We start from the raw sequence: 17,712 nt of genomic DNA on the forward strand, positions 1-17,712 counted from the left end.
TGTGGAGTTTCCCGTCTAAATGATCCCTGCTTTCCTAATACGCGCCGGTGTTGACTGGGTTCGGCACAACAAAGACTACAAAGACTCCAACCCGTACTCGCGTTGCGAAGAATCAATCAAGACTTGCCAACTGCTCTGGGAACAACAGATGGGCAAGCCTGACCTTGTCTTGCTCGAGCCGGCGATTGTCAGTGCCTACTGGGAAGAATTTTTCCACGCGGAAGATCCGTTGCCGGACGAACGGGAATGGCGCGAAGGTCTGACCAAACGCTCAGGACAGTACGACAGATTCGATGAATGGCAAGACTGGTTCAAGAAAAGCTATGCCAAGGTCTACAAAGACAACAACATCTGGATGAGCGTATTGATGACGGCCTGGGCCCACACACATCAGTATGAAGTGCGATATACGGAAGATTCATGGGAGTTCAGACCTTCTCGGTCATACCTGCCGACGTCACAAATGTGGAGACTCGAACCTCACATGCAGACGGTGGCCGAGGTTCTCAAAGAAGTGTGGATCGATGAGCTGCGCGCCTACGAAGAATCAGGGTTCACGATTGACGAACAGACCTCTGCCTATCTGGGCCGAGTCGAAAGTCTCGGCTTCGACGCGAAAAAATATTTCCTGAACTGGCCGCCACGAGCTCAGAAGCCACGTGAGGAAATCGAAATCGGAGACATGGTTGCTGACATCGTTCTGCCGCCGGGCGATTCCTGGTACAGGCACCCGGACAACATAATCTTTGCTCACGACTGCATCGATATCACGGCACTTGTAAACAGAGCAAAATATGTTTTTGGAAGCCAGCGCCGGTTGTTCGAATTAACAATCGACAGCGATGAAGAACAAGCCAAAATGCAGGCATCTGCTGAAGGCTGGCTGGTGCCTGAATCTGAAGGCGCGGCAGTATAAGCGGCCAGAGCTAATCACTGACCAAGCGGATGCTCTTTAATTTTCTTCCAGGCTCGTGGATATTTATCGGCGGTATGTTCTTCCTTGGTCACGAGAATGAGCGATCGAGCCTTTCCCAAAATCGTTTGATCAAGTGCAACGACACTGCCCATGACACCACCTAGCAACTTAGCAGCTTTGCGTGCCTTGTGACTTTCATCGACGAGTTGAGACTCCGTTTTCTGCAAGATAAGCACCCCACCCAAATTAAGCAGTGGCAGTGCCAGTTCAACGATCATGCCGGATCCGCCCACTGCTCGCGCGGTGGCGATATCAAAAGTTTCGCGATACTGCGGATGGTGCGCGATCGACTCTGCTCGTTCCGTCAAAACGGAGACGTTTTGCAAATCCAACAAATCAGCAGTCGCTTCTAAGAATCTTGTCTTTTTCTCGATCGAGTCCATCAGCGTGACATCAAGATCTGCAAACATAATTGCCAAGATCAAGCCGGGAAATCCTGCGCCGGAGCCGATGTCAATCAACCGGCTGGCACCCTTTTTTCGCTTCTCAATCTGATGCGAAACCGACTCAATGAGCGACATCGAATCGAGCAAATGCTCCAGAGCAACGACTTTTGGAGCGGCATTGGAAACCAGGTTAGTATGCTGATTGTACTGCTCGAGATGCTCGAGGAAGCGGGCCAGCTTATCAGACTGTCGATCACTGAATCGAACTGAGAGTTTCTCGGCTCGCTCAGACAAAAGCTCAATGGCCTGCACAATTTCGGTGTTCAGAATTCCTCGCTCCGGCCGTTTCAAATGCCAATAAATTTTGAGACCCAAATTATAGAGCCCAAAAATCAAAAATGCCCGAGCGCCTGAGCCAATGAGTATTTCTGTATAGTCATTTGCTGTAAGCTTGTATGAACACTTAATTTCTAACCTAATACGACTGCTGAACAGGTGTTAATAGTGCTTGAGAAAGGCATAATTAGTACGGTGACTGCGGGCACTACCTACCGGATGAGGCGCGTTCAGGCAGGCTATTAGTACACATGTCCATTGTCCAACTCAACATCAGAACCCGAATCGAGCTGGAAACTCGCGTCTTGGCGGCAGCTTTGAAACAAAGTTTCGAACGGGGCGATTCTGACGGAGTAAGCCTCGCTCACCGGCAACTGTTTCTGCTCCTGAAAGACCAGAAGGCTGGCAACGGCATTTCGACCACTGAGGCAGCGCCGGCTCAAACGAACGGCGACACTGTAAGCCACGAATCGGATGTACCCGAAAGTCATGAAGTTATCTATGACTATGACAGCTCCGCCACCGACAGGCCGGATTCTGCACTGGATGACGCTGACAGCGAAGATTCAAGATATCAAGAACAAGCCTATGAAGACCAATCGTCCGAAGAGCAGGGCGCTTTTCAACATGCCGATGCCGGGGAAGAGTGCCAACCCGAGTATGAGCAACCTGAGTACGAGGCAGTGGAAGGCGAACAAACCGACTTCGGTCAACCAGACTACCAGCAGCCTGAATTCGAGCCAACCGAAGGCGAGCTGACCGAAAACGAGCAACCTGAGTTCGCGCCGACCGAGAGCCAGCAGATTGAATACGCACAGGCTGCCGATGGGGAAGCGTACGATGAGCAGACCGAGAGTGGTCAGACCGAATACGCTCAACCCGCTTACGACCAGACCGAGAGTGACCTGACCGGATACGCTCAACCCGCTTACGACCAGGTCGAGAGTAGTGACCAGTCCGGATACGCTCAACCCGCTTACGACCAGACCGAGAGTGACCAGACCGAGAGTGACCAGACCGAAGACGGGAAGTTCTCTGACGAGCAGACAGAATTCGAGCGAACCGAATATACCAGAGCAGGCGAAGAAGGCGATCAGCAGACCATCTCCACTGAAGCCGAAGACGAGGACGACACCGAAGTCACCCAAGCCGGCGACAAATTGGCGCCGTCTCGCGAGAGTTCGGTACGCCAACCCGCCGGCGGTTTCGGCAGGCAAACCCCGGAGCAAGCCCACGCCATCGCCCAATACTTGAAATACAAACAGACCCGCGAGCAGTTCGTCGAAACGGTCGATGAGTCTGATAAATCACACGGCTCACAATCGACGAGTGAGTTCGGCACGAGAGAAGCCGCACTTGAGCCTGCTGCCCGCAGCTTTCAGGAAGAACCGGCGAGACCGCTCACGGAAGAAGAAGAGTTCATTCGCATGCGCAAGCCGGAGCCACCCAAAAAGGTGGAGCTGCCATTCGATCACCAGTCATCCGAGTATGCCGAGATCTTCGGCTCCTCGATAATCGAAACCTCTCAAGCTCAGAACTCAGTCCCAACCGCGGACGTACCGCACATCCCGCCGCAATTTCCAAATACGGCAGAAAGGCAGGTCGGACCGTTCGACGCAATTCCTGAGCCGCCAAGTTTTGGGCAATTTGAAAATCGCAGCTCCACGTTCACCAGTTCAGCCGACTTGCCGCCTGAACTGCGTCAACCGCCCCCGCAAGCATTTCCCAAGATCTCGCCCGTTCTGCAAAGTCCAGCGCAGGAATTACCAAAGGTTCGCCAGAACACGACACAAGACCTGCCTCAGGTAAAAGAATTCCCAGATGCTGATCTGGCGGAGGACAACACCGGCTCCGATCAAGAGACATCGGAGAATGTACAAACCAGCGCTCTGGATTTGACTCAGGACTCAATTCAAGAAAGTCCCCAGGCGCCGCGGGAGGCTGAACAAGATTCGCCAAAATCATTGCAGAACGCCACCCAAGATTTGCCCCAGATTGGTGCAAACCAGATGCTTGATGATATTCGCAATCAGCAAGCCGCAGAATATGCTGAACGAAAGGCAAGTCAATCGATTCCTCGGAAGATGCCTGCCATAGACTTCTCACTGCAGTCGGAAATCAAGGCAGAATCACAAGAACCAGCCCCCCAAGCTGAAACCAAGCCAAATCTGCCCGACATCGACTTTAGCTTGCAATCAAAGCCGCAGCCAGGCAAGCCCGATATCGACTTCAGCCTGGAAGCAGAGAAGCAGCCAAAGAAACCCGATATCGACTTTAGCCTGGAAGCAGAAAAGCAGCCAAAGAAACCCGATATCGACTTTAGCCTGCAATCAGAGACCCAGCCGAGTAAGCCCGATATCGACTTCAGCCTGCAATCAGAAACAAAGCCAAACAAACCCGATATTGATTTTACATTGCAAGCCAAAGCAGGCAAGCCTGACATCGACTTCAGCCTGGAGGCAGAAAAACAACCAGCCGCAGACAGCACAATAAAGGCCCCTGCCCGTGGTGGCTTTATCGAGGCAGAATTTGTCAGCAGCGACACCGAACCAGATACGGAACATAAGCAAGACATCACGTCCGAGTTACCTGTAATAAATCCAGCAGCATCGCTCTATCTTGATGCACAGGATGCGCCAACGCCCGCCACGCTGCAACCAGCACCGCCGTCGTCAGACCAGGGACAGGTCACGGATTTGGCTTCCAATCAAGGACCGACCTCGGTGCCGGTACAAGAGCCGACAAAAACAGTCGCATCGACACCAGCGGTCAAACCAGCAGCGACTGCAGCACCAAATGCGATACCGGCAACAGAAGCGCCAGCGGCAGTGGAAATCACAGGGCAAGAGGTACCGCTGGCTCCAGCTGCGCCGAAGCCGCCTGATCTGTATGCCATGCTTGGCGTTTCTCAGATGTCACCATTTGAGGAGATACACAAGAACTTCCTGCGCAAAATCAGAAAAATCCTACTAAAACTGAAAACTGCGGTCAGACCCGAGCGCGATGAACTGCTCAAAGAACTGCGGCGCAACTGGGTAGCCCGAGACATCTTGTGTGATCCCGTTACACGCACTGACTATGATTTCCGAGACATGGGTCTCCGCGGCTCGCCCGATGCGCCCGCACCTCATGCAGAAGAGCCACAACGGATCGGTCAGCGGACTCCGCTCAGAATAGGCGAACTGCTGCAATGTGCAGGCTTGCTGGAGCAAGCCGAATTGGAAATCGCTTGCGACATGCACAAGGCTATGCCGGAAGTACAATTTGGCACATTTCTAGTGCGCCAGGGCTTCATCCAGGAGCGCGACCTGGACTCGGTATTGCTTGGTCAAACATTGCTCAGGGATGGGAAAATAACAGTCGCACAATTCCAGGTCGCTATGGAATTGTCGCAGTCTCGCGGTGCCAACATTTCCGACACGCTGATCGATCACGGATACATAACTGCCGCTGAACTTTCGCAGTTAACAGAGAAATCTGCCGAATCCGGCGATGCATCCTTGCCCGACACCCCACAAATCAAAGAAGTGCCGGTCAAACCGCGTCCAGCCGAGCCGCCTGCGCAAAATCTGAACACATCATCGGCGGTGCCAACCTGGAAAGATCAGCTCGATTGGAGCAAGCCCCTGCCAGTAGATGACGACGCTTCGCTAATAGATAGAAATCCGGAAAAACAAAGTCTCGCAGAGCTATTGGGCAACGTCAACAGCGAACCGGCCGGCGAGCCTGAAGGGCTAAAAATAAGCAACAATGCGGCCCCGAGCTGGAAGGACCAGCTCGATTGGCATCAGCCGCAAGAAACTGAAAACGACACCACCGACGGTGCAGAGAAAACGCCAGACCAAACTTCTGGCGAAAAGCAAGATGCCTTAACAGAGGAAAAGCCGCCGCTCTCAATAGCCAATGCTGTGCCAAGCTGGAAAGATCAATTAGACTGGGAACAGCCCAAAGAAGAGACGACCTCTTCTGAAAAGCAGGCAGCGCACCAGCAAAGTCAACACCATGACGAGCTAGAAGAAGAAGAAGAAGAAGAAGAAGAAGAAGAAGAAGAACCGATGATTCACGGTTCAAAAGAAACTCAGCCAATCTCCATTTATCCACCAAATTCGGTGGCACCGAATATAACACTAGGAAAAGGCAACTCTAACACCGCATCTGATACTGAGTCAAAACAGAGCGGAGTCGAGACCAACCTAGACCAAACGCACGCTCCCCATTCCGATCAAGCTACGACAGGAGAGCTGGAAGTCCATGACGATCAATCACAGGACGACGAACACGATGGTGGCGATGACGAACATGCAGGCAACGAAAATGAAGGTTTCTTCAAAAGAAATCTGAACAAATTGAAAAAGGGCGATTCGAAAGACAAGAAGAAGAAGCGCAAATAGCCTAGGAAGTTGGCACTGGCGCGCCTTCTCGTTGTGCATGCGACTGGTAGAGTCTGAGCACGATCGAAAGCTGTTCGGCTATCAATCGCACTACTTTCTGATCTCCAGGTTTGTAAGCCTGATTAGGGTAAGGCAACACGATCAGCAATCCGAGGCGCAGACCGGTCATATCAATAGGCTGAGTAAGCGCGTTCTCTGGGAAATTAGCCGTTCGCTGAACTTCCTCACGCAGCGGCGGCAATCCTAGCTGCAAGGCGACCTTGGAAACATAAGACTTGACTGCCGATTCCTGACTGTCTTTAGACAAATCGAGCATCAGGCTGGAAAACCGTCCCTGATTGACGACAAGCGCACAAGATTGATAGGTAATGATTGAAGCCAGCAAAGCGAACAGCTTTTCAGTGATTACTTCCAGGTCCAGAATGTCTTCACCGATTCTGCGCACCTCATCAACAATGGTAGCCTCGAAAAGCAATCGTTCCAACAGCTGATTCAGACGATTGTTGATTTCCTCTGACGTGGGGCTGCGGCTGGCGTCACTCAGTATGCGAAGACGAGGCTGCACTTGAGCCTCTCCCAAAATCTCTCGAACGGCCTTGATCAGATTGGGAAATCCCGGCTCTTTAGGAATATAGCGTTCGGCTCCAGACTTCAAACCCCAGAAGCGATCGACCGAGCCGTCTAGCTTGGTCAGCAGTATTACGGGAGTCTGAGCCAGGTCAGGATCATTTTTTACCAATCGAGCTAATTGATAACCGTTAATGCCCGACATGACCACATCTGAAATGATCAAATCAGGCAGCTCGTTGTAAGCACGAGCCAAGCCCTCTGCGCCGTTCCGCGCTTCTAAAATTGTATAGCCTTCACCTTCAAGAGTTCTCTTGATGGTCATAAGCTGAGTTGGGCTGTCTTCAATAAGAAGAAGTCTGTAGCTCATATAAACAATTACCGCTGGTTTCCTTGGGATGCCATATCAGGTTCACCCCATCAGGGGATGCAACCTACCATTGATTAAACTCCAAAACCCGTCATATGGCGATGGTTTTCGCTAGGACGGCCCCCATATAACTTATAGGGATAACGCCACAATTCAGATAAAACTTACCCTTGACAGCACAAAGTGCTCGCACATCCCGCCGCCCAAAGGAATTGAGCAACAAGCTCAACAGGTACTAAACTGGCCAAAAACAAAATCATCTGACACTCATAATCGACTGCAGATTTTCTTCGATCAAGTTTTCACTCAAGTATAGTCGCTGCGGTAAAGCATATTCAGTAAGCAGGTTATCGTCTGTATTGAGTCTCAAATTATTGGCTCTCCGCCCTATAATTTCGCACCAATTGCGGACCTGGTCCGGTCCGGCAATCAGGCTTGAATCTCGCTTAGCAAGAACTGGATCAAGCGGCTTCAGGCTGCCAAGCAAAATAATCTCACCGGCGCGAGGGTAGTGATAAACGTATGTGTTCGGGAAAACATCCTGAAATGTGCGCAACAAAACCGCAAGAAACTCTGGATCAATAGCGTAAAGCTGAATCCACTGGCAAAAGAAACCGCCATCCTTCAACTTGGCTCTGGCGACGCTCCAGAACTCGGTCGTGTACAGGTCGGCCGAACCGCTAATCCAAGGTTCAGCCGGCTGCGAAATAATAACATCATATTTTTCCTTGCTGAAATTAAGTGACATACGCGCGTCACCACAGAAAGGAACGACTCTGCCGTCTTTCAACCATGCCGGTCGAGTCGGTTCACCGTTGGCAGGTTCGAAGTAATGCTGAATCTCAAATATCGTCGGTTCCACTTCCGCCACTTTTAAACGCTTTACCGACGACGACTGCAAAGCCGCACCACAGGTGGCACCACTTCCCAAACCGACGACAAACACATCTTGCTCAGTGGCGGCGTTGAGCGAAACAGGAAGACGTCCAAGCATCGAATGAGTAATCAGATCACTGGTGTCAGCCGGACGATTAGTATTAAAGGGGAGCGCCGCCTCAACCTTGCCGTCATTTTTCAAGTAGACAACATTCTGGGGAAGATTGGCACTTACAGTAACTGTTGTGTTCAAACCCTCTCGATAAAATAACAACTTGTTGTTGACGGAGTCGCTCAAAATGCGGTCGAAAATTTCTTTAGTAGTTGTTGCCTTTGTAGGCAAAGAAAGAAATGGGAGACCGCTGGAAATGAGAGACCTGTTCCAGGCCGGTCGCCAGAACAATAATGCACCCAGACCAAGTGGAATGGCAAACAAAACGAACTTGCTCTTGAAATTAGAACAAACGAGCAAGTAAACAGCAAAGAGAATTTCGACAACAATGACAAGGCAAATCGTGCTCTCCATTCCACTGGAAAACATCCGCCCCAGGAGCGGTATGAACACGAAACCGGCACTGGCAGCTCCCACCACTGAACCAACAGAACTGCATGTGTAAAGCAACGGCAAACCGGCATTTTGCTCGTTACGCTCGGAAATTTCGCCCAGAGCAAGAGGAAAAATACTGCCGCAAAAAATTGCCGTCGGCAGCACCAATAGCGATATCACAGTAATGCGCTCGAACAAATAAGCGCTATATGAATTTATTCCAGCGAAAAACTCATGATTGACATTGAAAAACCACGGCAACAGTTGAATCAGCCAGAGATTCAAGTACAAGCAGCCGGCAATTACGCAAAACATCAAAGCCATAACAGTTCTGTGTGATTTGATCCGCAACGAGAGCCGCCCAAAAATAGAGGTGCCGACAGCCAGCCCGACAATGCTGACAGCGAAGACAGAAGCGATGGAATAAGTGGAACTGCCAACCAGCAGCGAAAACAATCGCGACCAGATAACCTCGAGTATCATGCTGACAGCACCGTTTATCAAAACAGCAAGCGCGACAGGATAGACCGATCTGTCACCGCGCCATACGGCACTGGGTATGTCGGCGCTCGAACCAATGCGCAAACATCTGGTCAAGATTACAACCAGAACAGATACGGATAAACACGAAGCCACATAGATTGCCACATTCAATCCCAGGTAGGGCATGAGAACAAAGCCCGAGCATATTGTGCCTGCGGCAGCCCCGCTTAAATTGCACAAATATGCCCGATTCTGATTTTGATTCAGCCCCGCTGTCTGTTGAAGAAACCTGGTTACAAAAGGAAGAGTCGCACCCATTGCACTTGTGGGTATGAGCAAAAGAATCGACGCGAAAAAAGCACGGCACCAGAATAAGCTGTTGAATGGCTCGAATGAATCGACGTTCGATAGTGAGAAAAGATGCGTAGCCCATGCATCATAGCCGCTTAAAACCGAACCGCTATGACTGCTGAACAGCCACGGCGAAAAGACTCCAAAGATTCCGACAATAAGCTCCATCAATCCATACGCGAGTAAAGGATTGCTGCTGCGATCGGCAAACCTGCCCGCCAACCAACATCCAAACGCCAACCCCGTCATAAAAACACACAAAATTATGGTCACCGAGGGCAGTGTCGAGCCGAGAATACGCAACAACATGCGCTGCCAACTCAATTCATAAATCAATGCGGCAAACGAAGAGAGAAAAAAGCAGAAATAGACAGCGACCATTCTGTCGTTGGCATCGATAACCGAGGCAGTCATAGATCGATTTTCGCTTTCCATTAAGAGCCAGTTTGACTCAAAACCGTCTCCATGGCAATCAAGCGACCAATCACAGAATGCAGGTCGAGACAAAATCCGGCATCAGCGTCACGAGGCAATTGAACTTTTTCAAGACTTACGACGTACATAACAGTAAGACGCTTTATCACTAAATAAATCAATAAGAAGGAGAGCATGATGACATATACACAATCGGCCGAATCAATAGACAACGTCGTCAAACTGCTGCCGCGACAATTTAGGCACAAGACGTATGTCCCCCTTTCAAACCACGTCTGGGTGCAGCGTACGCCGATGTTTGCCAGACTAGGTCTGCTCAGCAATCAACGATGCAGCCAATGCGGAGCCAGACTTAACTGCGCCGGCATATGCACATTGCGGATCGATCGCCCCAAAGATATATACAGAGAAAACAGATCAGACCAGTAATATCGATAAGGACACCATTCCATATACCCGACGACTACTTCCCGCCGACTTTAAACCCGCACCTGATATCGAAAGTAGTACCACTCGATACATCAAATCATAAAATCTTACGCGCTCCCAAACAAAGTTTCAGTCATTGTCATTGCCCGAAAGGCGCAGCGGGTAACACTTTGAAGGTTCGTTGATAGTATTTGAGCTGACAGTGTTCGCAACCACCAGTGACGACTACGCGATACATTGTAATTAGATCATCATGAAAAAAAGGGCATGACTGGAATGGTCACATCTCAGTTAGAATCAACATCGCCGTGATACTCAATAGCCTTACATTGCATAACTTCATGAGCTACGCTGATGCGACACTCGATCTGTCGGGCGTAGATGTGGCTTGCCTTTCCGGACAGAATGGTGCGGGCAAATCAGCATTGCTCGATGCAATCACCTGGGCATTATGGGAATGCGCCAGAGCATCATCAGACGAGATGATCAGATTGACCGAAAAGGAAATGTGGGTCGATATCGTCTTCACCCATGAAGGTCAAAGATATCGAGTCAGACGATCGCGGCAGAAGGGAGCCTCTAAAACCGGAAGCAAATCGACCAGTAAGGGCACACTCGAGCTTCAAGTTTTCAGCACTGAAACACCAGTGCTGGCAGCGGTAGGCGCACGTACAAATTCGACCGAAATGATGCAAACAGAAGACGACGGTTCATGGAGAACGCTTACATCTGGAAGCATGCGTGAAACTCAAAAAACAATATGCGATTTGCTGCGCATGGACTTCGATACTTTCGTCAACAGTGCATACTTACGCCAGGGTCGAGCCGACGAATTTACAACGAGAGCACCAGCTGAACGAAAACAAGTCTTGTCCGAGATTCTCGGGCTTTCCTATTTCGACAGGTTACAGGCCAAAGCGAAAGACTCGGCGCGCACACTGAAGGCAAAAGCCGATTACTTAGAAAATGCGTTGAGTACACAGGCAGATACCGAAAGTCGCTTGCAAGAAGCGAAATCTTCACTTGATCAGGTGAAAGCAGAATTCGAAACAGTCAATGAACGAACACAGAAGGCAGCAAACCTGGTCGCGCAGTTAACAACAGACTGGCAACAAATCAGTCTCGCCGAACAAAAAATCCAATCAAGTCGAGCCCAACTGTCTGATCTGTCAGGCGATATCGAAAAGCTAACTGCGCAAAAGCAAGATCTTGAGCGTCGCCTCGGCGAAATTGATGCGCTAGTCAGACAGTCACCTGAAATTGAAAGCGCCGCAAATCGATTTCAGGCACTAAAACTGGAAGCAGAAGAACTCGATCGCAAAGCACTGACGATGCAGGAATTTACCGCTCAGAAATCTGAACTGCAGACGCAGCTGGCAAAAATTCGCAGCCGCATCGAATACGAACTGGGTGGTGCTCAAGCCACTCTCGCAGACGCACAAAAGAAAATTGTAAAACTGAACGCAGATCTGCACGACAGCGAAAAGATAGAACTTTCGTACGGTCAATACAAAGAGCTGGTCAAACAAGAAATTGAGATGACCAAATCACAAGAGACCTTCACAAAGCTGACTGCCAGAGTGAACGATCTGCAATCGATAATTTCCGAGTCGCGCATCAGGCTCGAAGCAGATCTCGGACAAAAAGAGCTGTCGGCGCAAGACCTCGAAAAGCTGCTACTCAGCAAAGATACCCTGACGAATCAGAAGGTACAGCTCGAAACAGAAACATTGCAAATGGAGAAGCTCGAAACCGAGTTTGACCTTGTTCAAGAGCGAGGATTGCAAATCAAATCCTCGCTGGAGACAACAGAACAGGCAATCGAGCTGCTAAAACGAAATCAAAAGGAAAACCTGGAAAAAGTTGCGGAGTTGCATGCTCATGCAGACTCGAGCATTTGTCCGTTGTGCTCTGCCCCGATAGTCGATAGAGCTGCCGTCGTAGCCCGTTACCTGAAACAGAACGAAGCTATGGATGCGCAAATATCGGAACACAAAGATCAGTGTATGAGGCTTGAAGTTGAGCGCGGAAATTTGCGCAAACAGTACGCAGAGTTGCGCAAAAAACTCGATGGACGAAAGCATCTCGACATTCAAATTGGACAGTACAACGAAAAACTAGGTTCTATCGAACGCGCGGAGAATCAAATTCTTCAGCTGAAGTCAGAAATAGAAACAATTCGCCTCAGATTAGAAAAACTGGACTACGCTCAGCTCGAAAAAGAGAGCCTCATCTCATTGAAAGCTGAAATACACAAACTCGAATTTGATCCGCTCGTCTATTCAAATCTGCAAAGCCAGCTGCGCATGCAGCGTCACATCGAAGCGCGCTTTCAGCAGTTACAGCGAGATAAGAGTGAGCTGCAGCGTTTGCAGACAGAGATGCCCAGGTGGGAGGAAACAGTCGCCAACTTAACCAGCCAAATTGCCGGCGAAAGTTATGGCGACGAGATACGAGATCAGCTGAAGTCGCTGCAAGAAAAACTAAACTCTCTCGCATACGATCGTAATGCCCACGATGCACTTAAACATCAAATCTCAGAACTGCTTCCCAACAGCGAATTATTCAGAGATCTCCAGCGCGCGCTAAGCGACAAACCGGCTCTAGAACAGTCGGATAAAGCCTGCAGCGAGATGCTGTTCAGTAAACAGGCACAAGTCGTCTCACTGCAAAACGACTTGCAAAAGCTGGAAGCGCAAATTCTCAGTGCCCCTCACCTGAAAGTCGAACTCGAGGCAAAAACAGGAGAGTTAGCAGCCAATCAGTTAGAACGTGAGGCTCTCGGAAAGCGACTGGCTGTAATTGAATCCACAATAGAAAGATTGAACAAAGATCTGGGCGAATTCATTGCCCAAAAGAAACAGCTAGAAGACTGCAAGAAAGAAATTGACGATTATCTATTTCTTTCTGAAGCTTTTGGTAAGAAGGGCATTCAGGCGGTGATCATCGAAAATGCCATCCCTGAAATCGAAACCGAATCAAACCGAATACTATCTCGTTTGACTGAAAATAAAATGCACGTCGGTTTGATCACCCAGAACAAAAACAAATCGGGCAGCGTAACTGAGACGTTGGAGTTAGTCATTGCCGATGAAATGGGCACCAGAAATTACGAGCTGTTCAGCGGCGGCGAGGCATTCAAAGTCAACTTTGCGGTGCGGGTTGCACTTTCCAGGCTACTTGCCAGACGATCTGGGGCGCGATTGGAAACGCTGATTATCGACGAGGGCTTCGGCTCACAAGATGACATAAGCCGCGATAGGCTGGTGAAAGCGATCAAAGCAGTGCAAACAGACTTTGCCCGCATTCTGGTGATCACCCACATGGCTGACATCAAAGAGATGTTCCCCAATCAGATCGCTGTTAGCAAGGTGGATGGTTGCTCACAACTGCAGCTTGTCTACTAGCGGCAAGCAGCAACGTTTTTATGCAGATGGAGCTCGACGCTGCTCCAATTGACTGCAGAAACTTATTCCTGCGGTTTTTTGTCAGGAACTGGCGTTGTTGCCGCATATGAAAAGAACGGCATATCAGTGACGCGATAGCAAAAATCGCTCGGTCGAGGCTGCGAATCAACCTGCCTGCAGGGCACTCCGGCCTCTCTGTACCTTTCTTCGATTGAAGAATGGAACACAGTGAACGACGGAACGTAAATATCGATGCATGTATGCTCTTGCCGGCATTTTTCTTTTGCCAGTGAAATTTGCTCGCGAAAGACTAGAGTATTTTGATAGTTTGCCGACCAATTCGGTATAGCAACTATCAAGGAATCGCACAGAAGCAGACCGTAGAGAACGCAAGTGCACAACCTGATTGCCCTCTTGCTTTCACTCATGACATAACAGGCCAACAGCAACCAATTCGGGAACAGCCAGAAAATTGACGCATACCGAGCCCACCAGGCATGAGCAATGACAATCGTCGAAGCAGCAATAACAGCAGCAAAATACAAAGCTAATGAGGCGTGACTTTTCAGTTGCGGGCGTATTAGCGCAAGGGCAACTGCAACCAGAAACAGGGCGGCAATAAGCACCTCTCCGAACCAGGGACCAAAACCGCCCAGGCGTACATCGCAATCCTGAAAGATGGTCAGATCATCGCGGTCGAAAAAAAATGGGGCAGGAAACTCAATACGCTTGATATCGAAATTGAATGAATGCAAATTAGCATGCTGCTCATACAACTTATAAGGATACATCTGTTCAAATTTGGGACCGGAAGCGAACTCGTTGCAATTATTGGTCTTGGCCAGGATGCTGACGCCGATTCTTGTCACGTGATTGGTATAAGTGTCAAGGAACTTCACAGGCGCAAATAGTCCGATTTCTCTTACAGACTGTTCACTCTCTCTCAAATACTGGGCCGGGTGCCTAACCAGATGCCATAAGTTTATGGCGTATGGATTAATTCCCACGACCAGCGAGATGGTTGCCGACAAACTCCAGATCGCAAGCAGTTTCAGAAATTTCCTTGAATCTCGTTGATAGAAAAAAGAAAATGCAGTCATGCTGATAAAAGTGACAAGCAAAATCCAAACTGCACTGAGCTTTAAATTGGCAAGCAAACAAACAGAGCAAACGATGCCAATTGTGGCAATGATCTGATTGTCATTCAAAAACCAGAGACCTAAAGACGAAAGAAGACAGAGATAGCCGGAAGCCACGCACCCATCAACGTAGAAGGTCGACAATTGAACGAGAACAACAGGATTGAAAGCAGCAGAAATCGCACAGAAACTGGCAGCCTTCGAGGTGCCAATCAAACGCCTGAAAAAGTCGAACGATAGAAAAATACTCGCTAATAGAAGAAAGAAGTTCGTCGCTTTTCCTGTCTCGATCAGTCCAGTCACCGCAAACATAGTAACAGCGACAAACTCGTGAGCCTTTGCATTGAACCAGGGCGCCATCGCTGGAGCGAACGGATCTCTCAGATTACGGATCGGATTCCACCCTTGCGCCACCTTGAGCACAGTTTCCTGATGATAAGCCTGACCGTCCCAGGAGTTGTCTAGAACAAATGCTGACAGCGCAAGCAATACCAGAATGCTCAGCCCAAATACAAGCGCGTCACAGAGCGCGATTTTTACAGACCGCGTCTGCTTATAGGCTCGATAACAGAGGCTTGAGCAGACGACTAGAACGGTCAGGGGAAAGATTAATGGAGAGGTGGCAACTCCACAAGCCGCGAAGACAACGAACAAAACCAGCGACAGAGCAGGCAGACCAAGGTATGCCAAACCGAACCACGACGCCCGATAAACTCCGCCTGTCACAACCTGCCCAAACTGATGACTTCGCAGGCGACAAGTTTAGTACACCAGGTAACCTTCAAGATACCTGGAAGCTGAAGTTATGAAATTCTCTTATCGCTTTCGGCTTTTAACTCGGGAACGGCGAGCTCAGCAATAACCTTGCCGTCTTTCGTCTGTTCTTCAGCATGCGCTCTTTCCGCTGTGAGAAGCAACTGACCGACTGTCATACCCAGCACCTCTGCAATTTTATTGAGAGTGCCAATTGTGACGTTGCGGCGACCACGTTCAATATCGCTGATATAGGTCCGGTGGATGCCTGCACGGTCTGCCAGTTCCTTTTGACCGATACACATCTCTGCCCGCTTGGCAGCAATAATTAATCCCATTCGCTCGAGCATTTCCACCAGAGGATCACCGATGTAATAAAAGCGTCTACATTAAAAGACGGAGGTCTTATCTCATTGTACCTCCGACCAATGAGATTGCGAACATTTTCGACTTAATGCTAACTACGAAACTGACTGATCTGCGCTGAAATGATGACGATTATGAGCAACATTAAGATCGCACTCCCTACAGCAAATGCACGCCAGTGGAGAAAAAACGCTCGCCGACCGACATGACGACGTACAGTGCGAGCACGGCTTATAATGCGGCTCTTAAGACAATTAAATGTGGAACATAATCCACAAATGACATCCACCGAACCAAACTTGACATGCAAATCAGCGTTCACCTGACACAGTAAGCATTTCGCCCATTTCCGCTATGCGGTGATGTTACTCAACAAAAGGGGAACGGACAGGAGAGACACAAAGACTCAACTGCTGAGCTCTGGTTGGAGCAACTGCCTGGTTGTCGCCAAACTAATTTTCAGCTTCTTCAATCAAACCTCATCGCAGCCGCGAGTCGGCTCGTCACGTACTCGTACTTGAGAATGGCGCACTTTCAATACAACCTGGTAGTGAAACCGTAGCCTTGAGTGGAAGCAGGCAATTTAGTATTCATCAGCATAAAGAAGGCACCAATGCAGACTGCTGCGTTGAACACAACCAGTGAAATTACGGCGCACTTCCCAAATTTTCCCAGTCTGGATAGACCTCCGACAATCAAGGCTATCAGAGCTACTTCCGACGGCAAGAGATAGCGGCCTTGAGCGCCTCCAAGATTCATCGAAGCACCCACCACCATGGCGGCAATATTGATGAAGCAGCAGAGGGCAAAAGTCAGCCAGATTGCGGGCGTAGCAAGTTTTTGACGATGTACGAGCAAATCAGAAGAATCCCTCTTGAGAGTACTGAGCTTTTCGATTATCAACTTGACACCGCCTGCGATGGCAGCAATAAGATATCCCAGGTAGCTGTAGTACACCTGCCCCGGCAAAAAACGCGTCATGTAGCCAAATACGCCCCAATAGCTGTCGTGCACAGTGCTCCAGAAGATTTTATCCTTGATCACGTGCGAGACGGGTAAGTGAAATTCCAGAGGGCGGTTGTAAGTGCGAGCCCACGTTTCACGCATGGTCCTGGTGCCCAAAACGTCGCCATGAAACTCTTGCATCGAGTGCGCGAACCACCATCCGCAAGTAATAGCAAACGTACCCGCGAAAAGGCTCAAATACTGAATTATTCGCGCCAGGGAAATCTGATGAACAAAAAATGCACAGAGCAAGGCCAAAAGCGCAGCAGGCAAGATTGCTATGCCGGAATACTTGGTCAAAACGGTCCAACCAAGCAGAAATGCTAGCAAGATAGTCTGCCGCATCGTCACACCGCGCTTCAACACGCGTACGCAAATGTAGAGGATGACTGCAGTGAGAGCGCAGGTAGTACTGTCTGAATTGGAGTAGGAATTGACGAACACAAGTTGTGGATGAAACAACAAAATCAACGGCAAAGAAAGAGCCAGAATTCCTGCTTCGAAAATTTCCGCACCGATAAAATATGCAGCAACGACCGTGACCAATCCAGCCAGAATGCTGCCAAAGCGTCCGACCAGAGACAAATCGCCGATCGGAGCAATCTTGCATACGAGCACGTGAGGCACGTAACCAAGCTGAGGCAAAGAACCATAAACGCCAGATGGTCCTCCTGCAGCGACTTCTGGGGCGGAAGGAAGCCGCATGTGTTCAGCCACAAAGCGCAAAACCCAGTAGTGCGAAAACTCGTCCGGGGCTTCAGCCATAGGCACAGAAAAGAGCCAGGGTAGCCGGATCAAAAAATAGACAAATACAATTATCAGGAGTTGCCGAGAAATTCGCATCGGATCAAGCATACACGCATGAACAAAGGTCTTCTCGAAATTGAATCAACTT

General features: G+C 49.5%; 10 protein-coding genes. 3 read left to right on the forward strand and 7 right to left on the reverse strand.

Translation table 11 applies throughout. The features are described 5' to 3' along the window. The first annotated feature begins 19 nt into the window (after positions 1-19). Complete coding sequence (locus tag EKK48_28230; GenBank protein ID RTL35584.1) at positions 20-916, forward strand: hypothetical protein; 897 nt, start codon at positions 20-22, stop codon at positions 914-916. Positions 917-930: 14 nt separating this feature from the next. Here the strand turns inward: EKK48_28230 and rsmG are convergent, their stop codons facing one another. Then, positions 931-1,857, reverse strand: coding sequence for a 16S rRNA (guanine(527)-N(7))-methyltransferase RsmG (rsmG, locus tag EKK48_28235; GenBank protein ID RTL35585.1), 927 nt, complete (start codon positions 1,855-1,857; stop codon positions 931-933). Positions 1,858-1,949: 92 nt separating this feature from the next. Here rsmG and EKK48_28240 point away from each other — a divergent pair, with 92 nt between their 5' ends. After that, positions 1,950-6,089, forward strand: a complete 4,140-nt coding sequence (locus EKK48_28240) for a hypothetical protein (protein ID RTL35586.1) — start codon at positions 1,950-1,952, stop codon at positions 6,087-6,089. Position 6,090: 1 nt separating this feature from the next. Here the strand turns inward: EKK48_28240 and EKK48_28245 are convergent, their stop codons facing one another. The 3 genes from EKK48_28245 to EKK48_28255 form a co-directional block, all read right to left on the reverse strand. Next, entirely contained in the window at positions 6,091-7,026 is a 936-nt protein-coding gene (locus EKK48_28245) for a response regulator (protein RTL35587.1), read from the reverse strand. A 256-nt stretch (positions 7,027-7,282) separates the two neighbouring features. Beyond that, entirely contained in the window at positions 7,283-9,718 is a 2,436-nt protein-coding gene (locus tag EKK48_28250; protein ID RTL35588.1) for a hypothetical protein, read from the reverse strand. Continuing rightward, positions 9,718-9,930 carry a hypothetical protein gene (locus tag EKK48_28255; protein RTL35589.1) on the reverse strand — a complete coding sequence of 71 codons (213 nt, stop codon included), beginning with the start codon at positions 9,928-9,930 and terminating at the stop codon, positions 9,718-9,720. Before EKK48_28255 ends, EKK48_28250 begins: the two co-directional genes overlap by 1 nt. A 558-nt stretch (positions 9,931-10,488) precedes the next feature. Here EKK48_28255 and EKK48_28260 point away from each other — a divergent pair. Further along, positions 10,489-13,554 (forward strand): SMC family ATPase, encoded by a 3,066-nt coding sequence (locus tag EKK48_28260; protein RTL35590.1) that lies wholly within the window; start codon positions 10,489-10,491, stop codon positions 13,552-13,554. Between the two features lie 62 nt (positions 13,555-13,616). Here the strand turns inward: EKK48_28260 and EKK48_28265 are convergent, their stop codons facing one another. From EKK48_28265 to EKK48_28275, 3 genes are all read right to left on the reverse strand, one after another. After that, a complete protein-coding gene (locus tag EKK48_28265; protein ID RTL35591.1) occupies positions 13,617-15,419 on the reverse strand; it encodes a hypothetical protein in 1,803 nt (600 codons plus the stop codon). Between the two features lie 77 nt (positions 15,420-15,496). Continuing rightward, complete coding sequence (locus tag EKK48_28270) at positions 15,497-15,796, reverse strand: XRE family transcriptional regulator (protein RTL35592.1); 300 nt, start codon at positions 15,794-15,796, stop codon at positions 15,497-15,499. A gap of 550 nt (positions 15,797-16,346) precedes the next feature. Next, positions 16,347-17,672 carry a hypothetical protein gene (locus EKK48_28275; protein ID RTL35593.1) on the reverse strand — a complete coding sequence of 442 codons (1,326 nt, stop codon included), beginning with the start codon at positions 17,670-17,672 and terminating at the stop codon, positions 16,347-16,349. Between the last annotated feature and the right edge of the window lie 40 nt (positions 17,673-17,712).

This window comes from Candidatus Melainabacteria bacterium (genome assembly GCA_003963305.1).
Classification (GTDB): Bacteria; Cyanobacteriota; Vampirovibrionia; order Obscuribacterales; family Obscuribacteraceae; genus PALSA-1081.

Coding starts and splice junctions, on each gene's coding strand:
- EKK48_28250 (RTL35588.1), bottom strand. CDS start 9,718: ATGGAAAGCGAAAATCGATCTATGACTGCCTCGGTTATCGATGCCAAC.
- EKK48_28275 (RTL35593.1), bottom strand. CDS start 17,672: ATGCTTGATCCGATGCGAATTTCTCGGCAACTCCTGATAATTGTATTT.
- EKK48_28230 (RTL35584.1), top strand. CDS start 20: ATGATCCCTGCTTTCCTAATACGCGCCGGTGTTGACTGGGTTCGGCAC.
- EKK48_28270 (RTL35592.1), bottom strand. CDS start 15,796: ATGCTCGAGCGAATGGGATTAATTATTGCTGCCAAGCGGGCAGAGATG.
- EKK48_28260 (RTL35590.1), top strand. CDS start 10,489: ATGAGCTACGCTGATGCGACACTCGATCTGTCGGGCGTAGATGTGGCT.
- EKK48_28240 (RTL35586.1), top strand. CDS start 1,950: ATGTCCATTGTCCAACTCAACATCAGAACCCGAATCGAGCTGGAAACT.
- EKK48_28245 (RTL35587.1), bottom strand. CDS start 7,026: ATGAGCTACAGACTTCTTCTTATTGAAGACAGCCCAACTCAGCTTATG.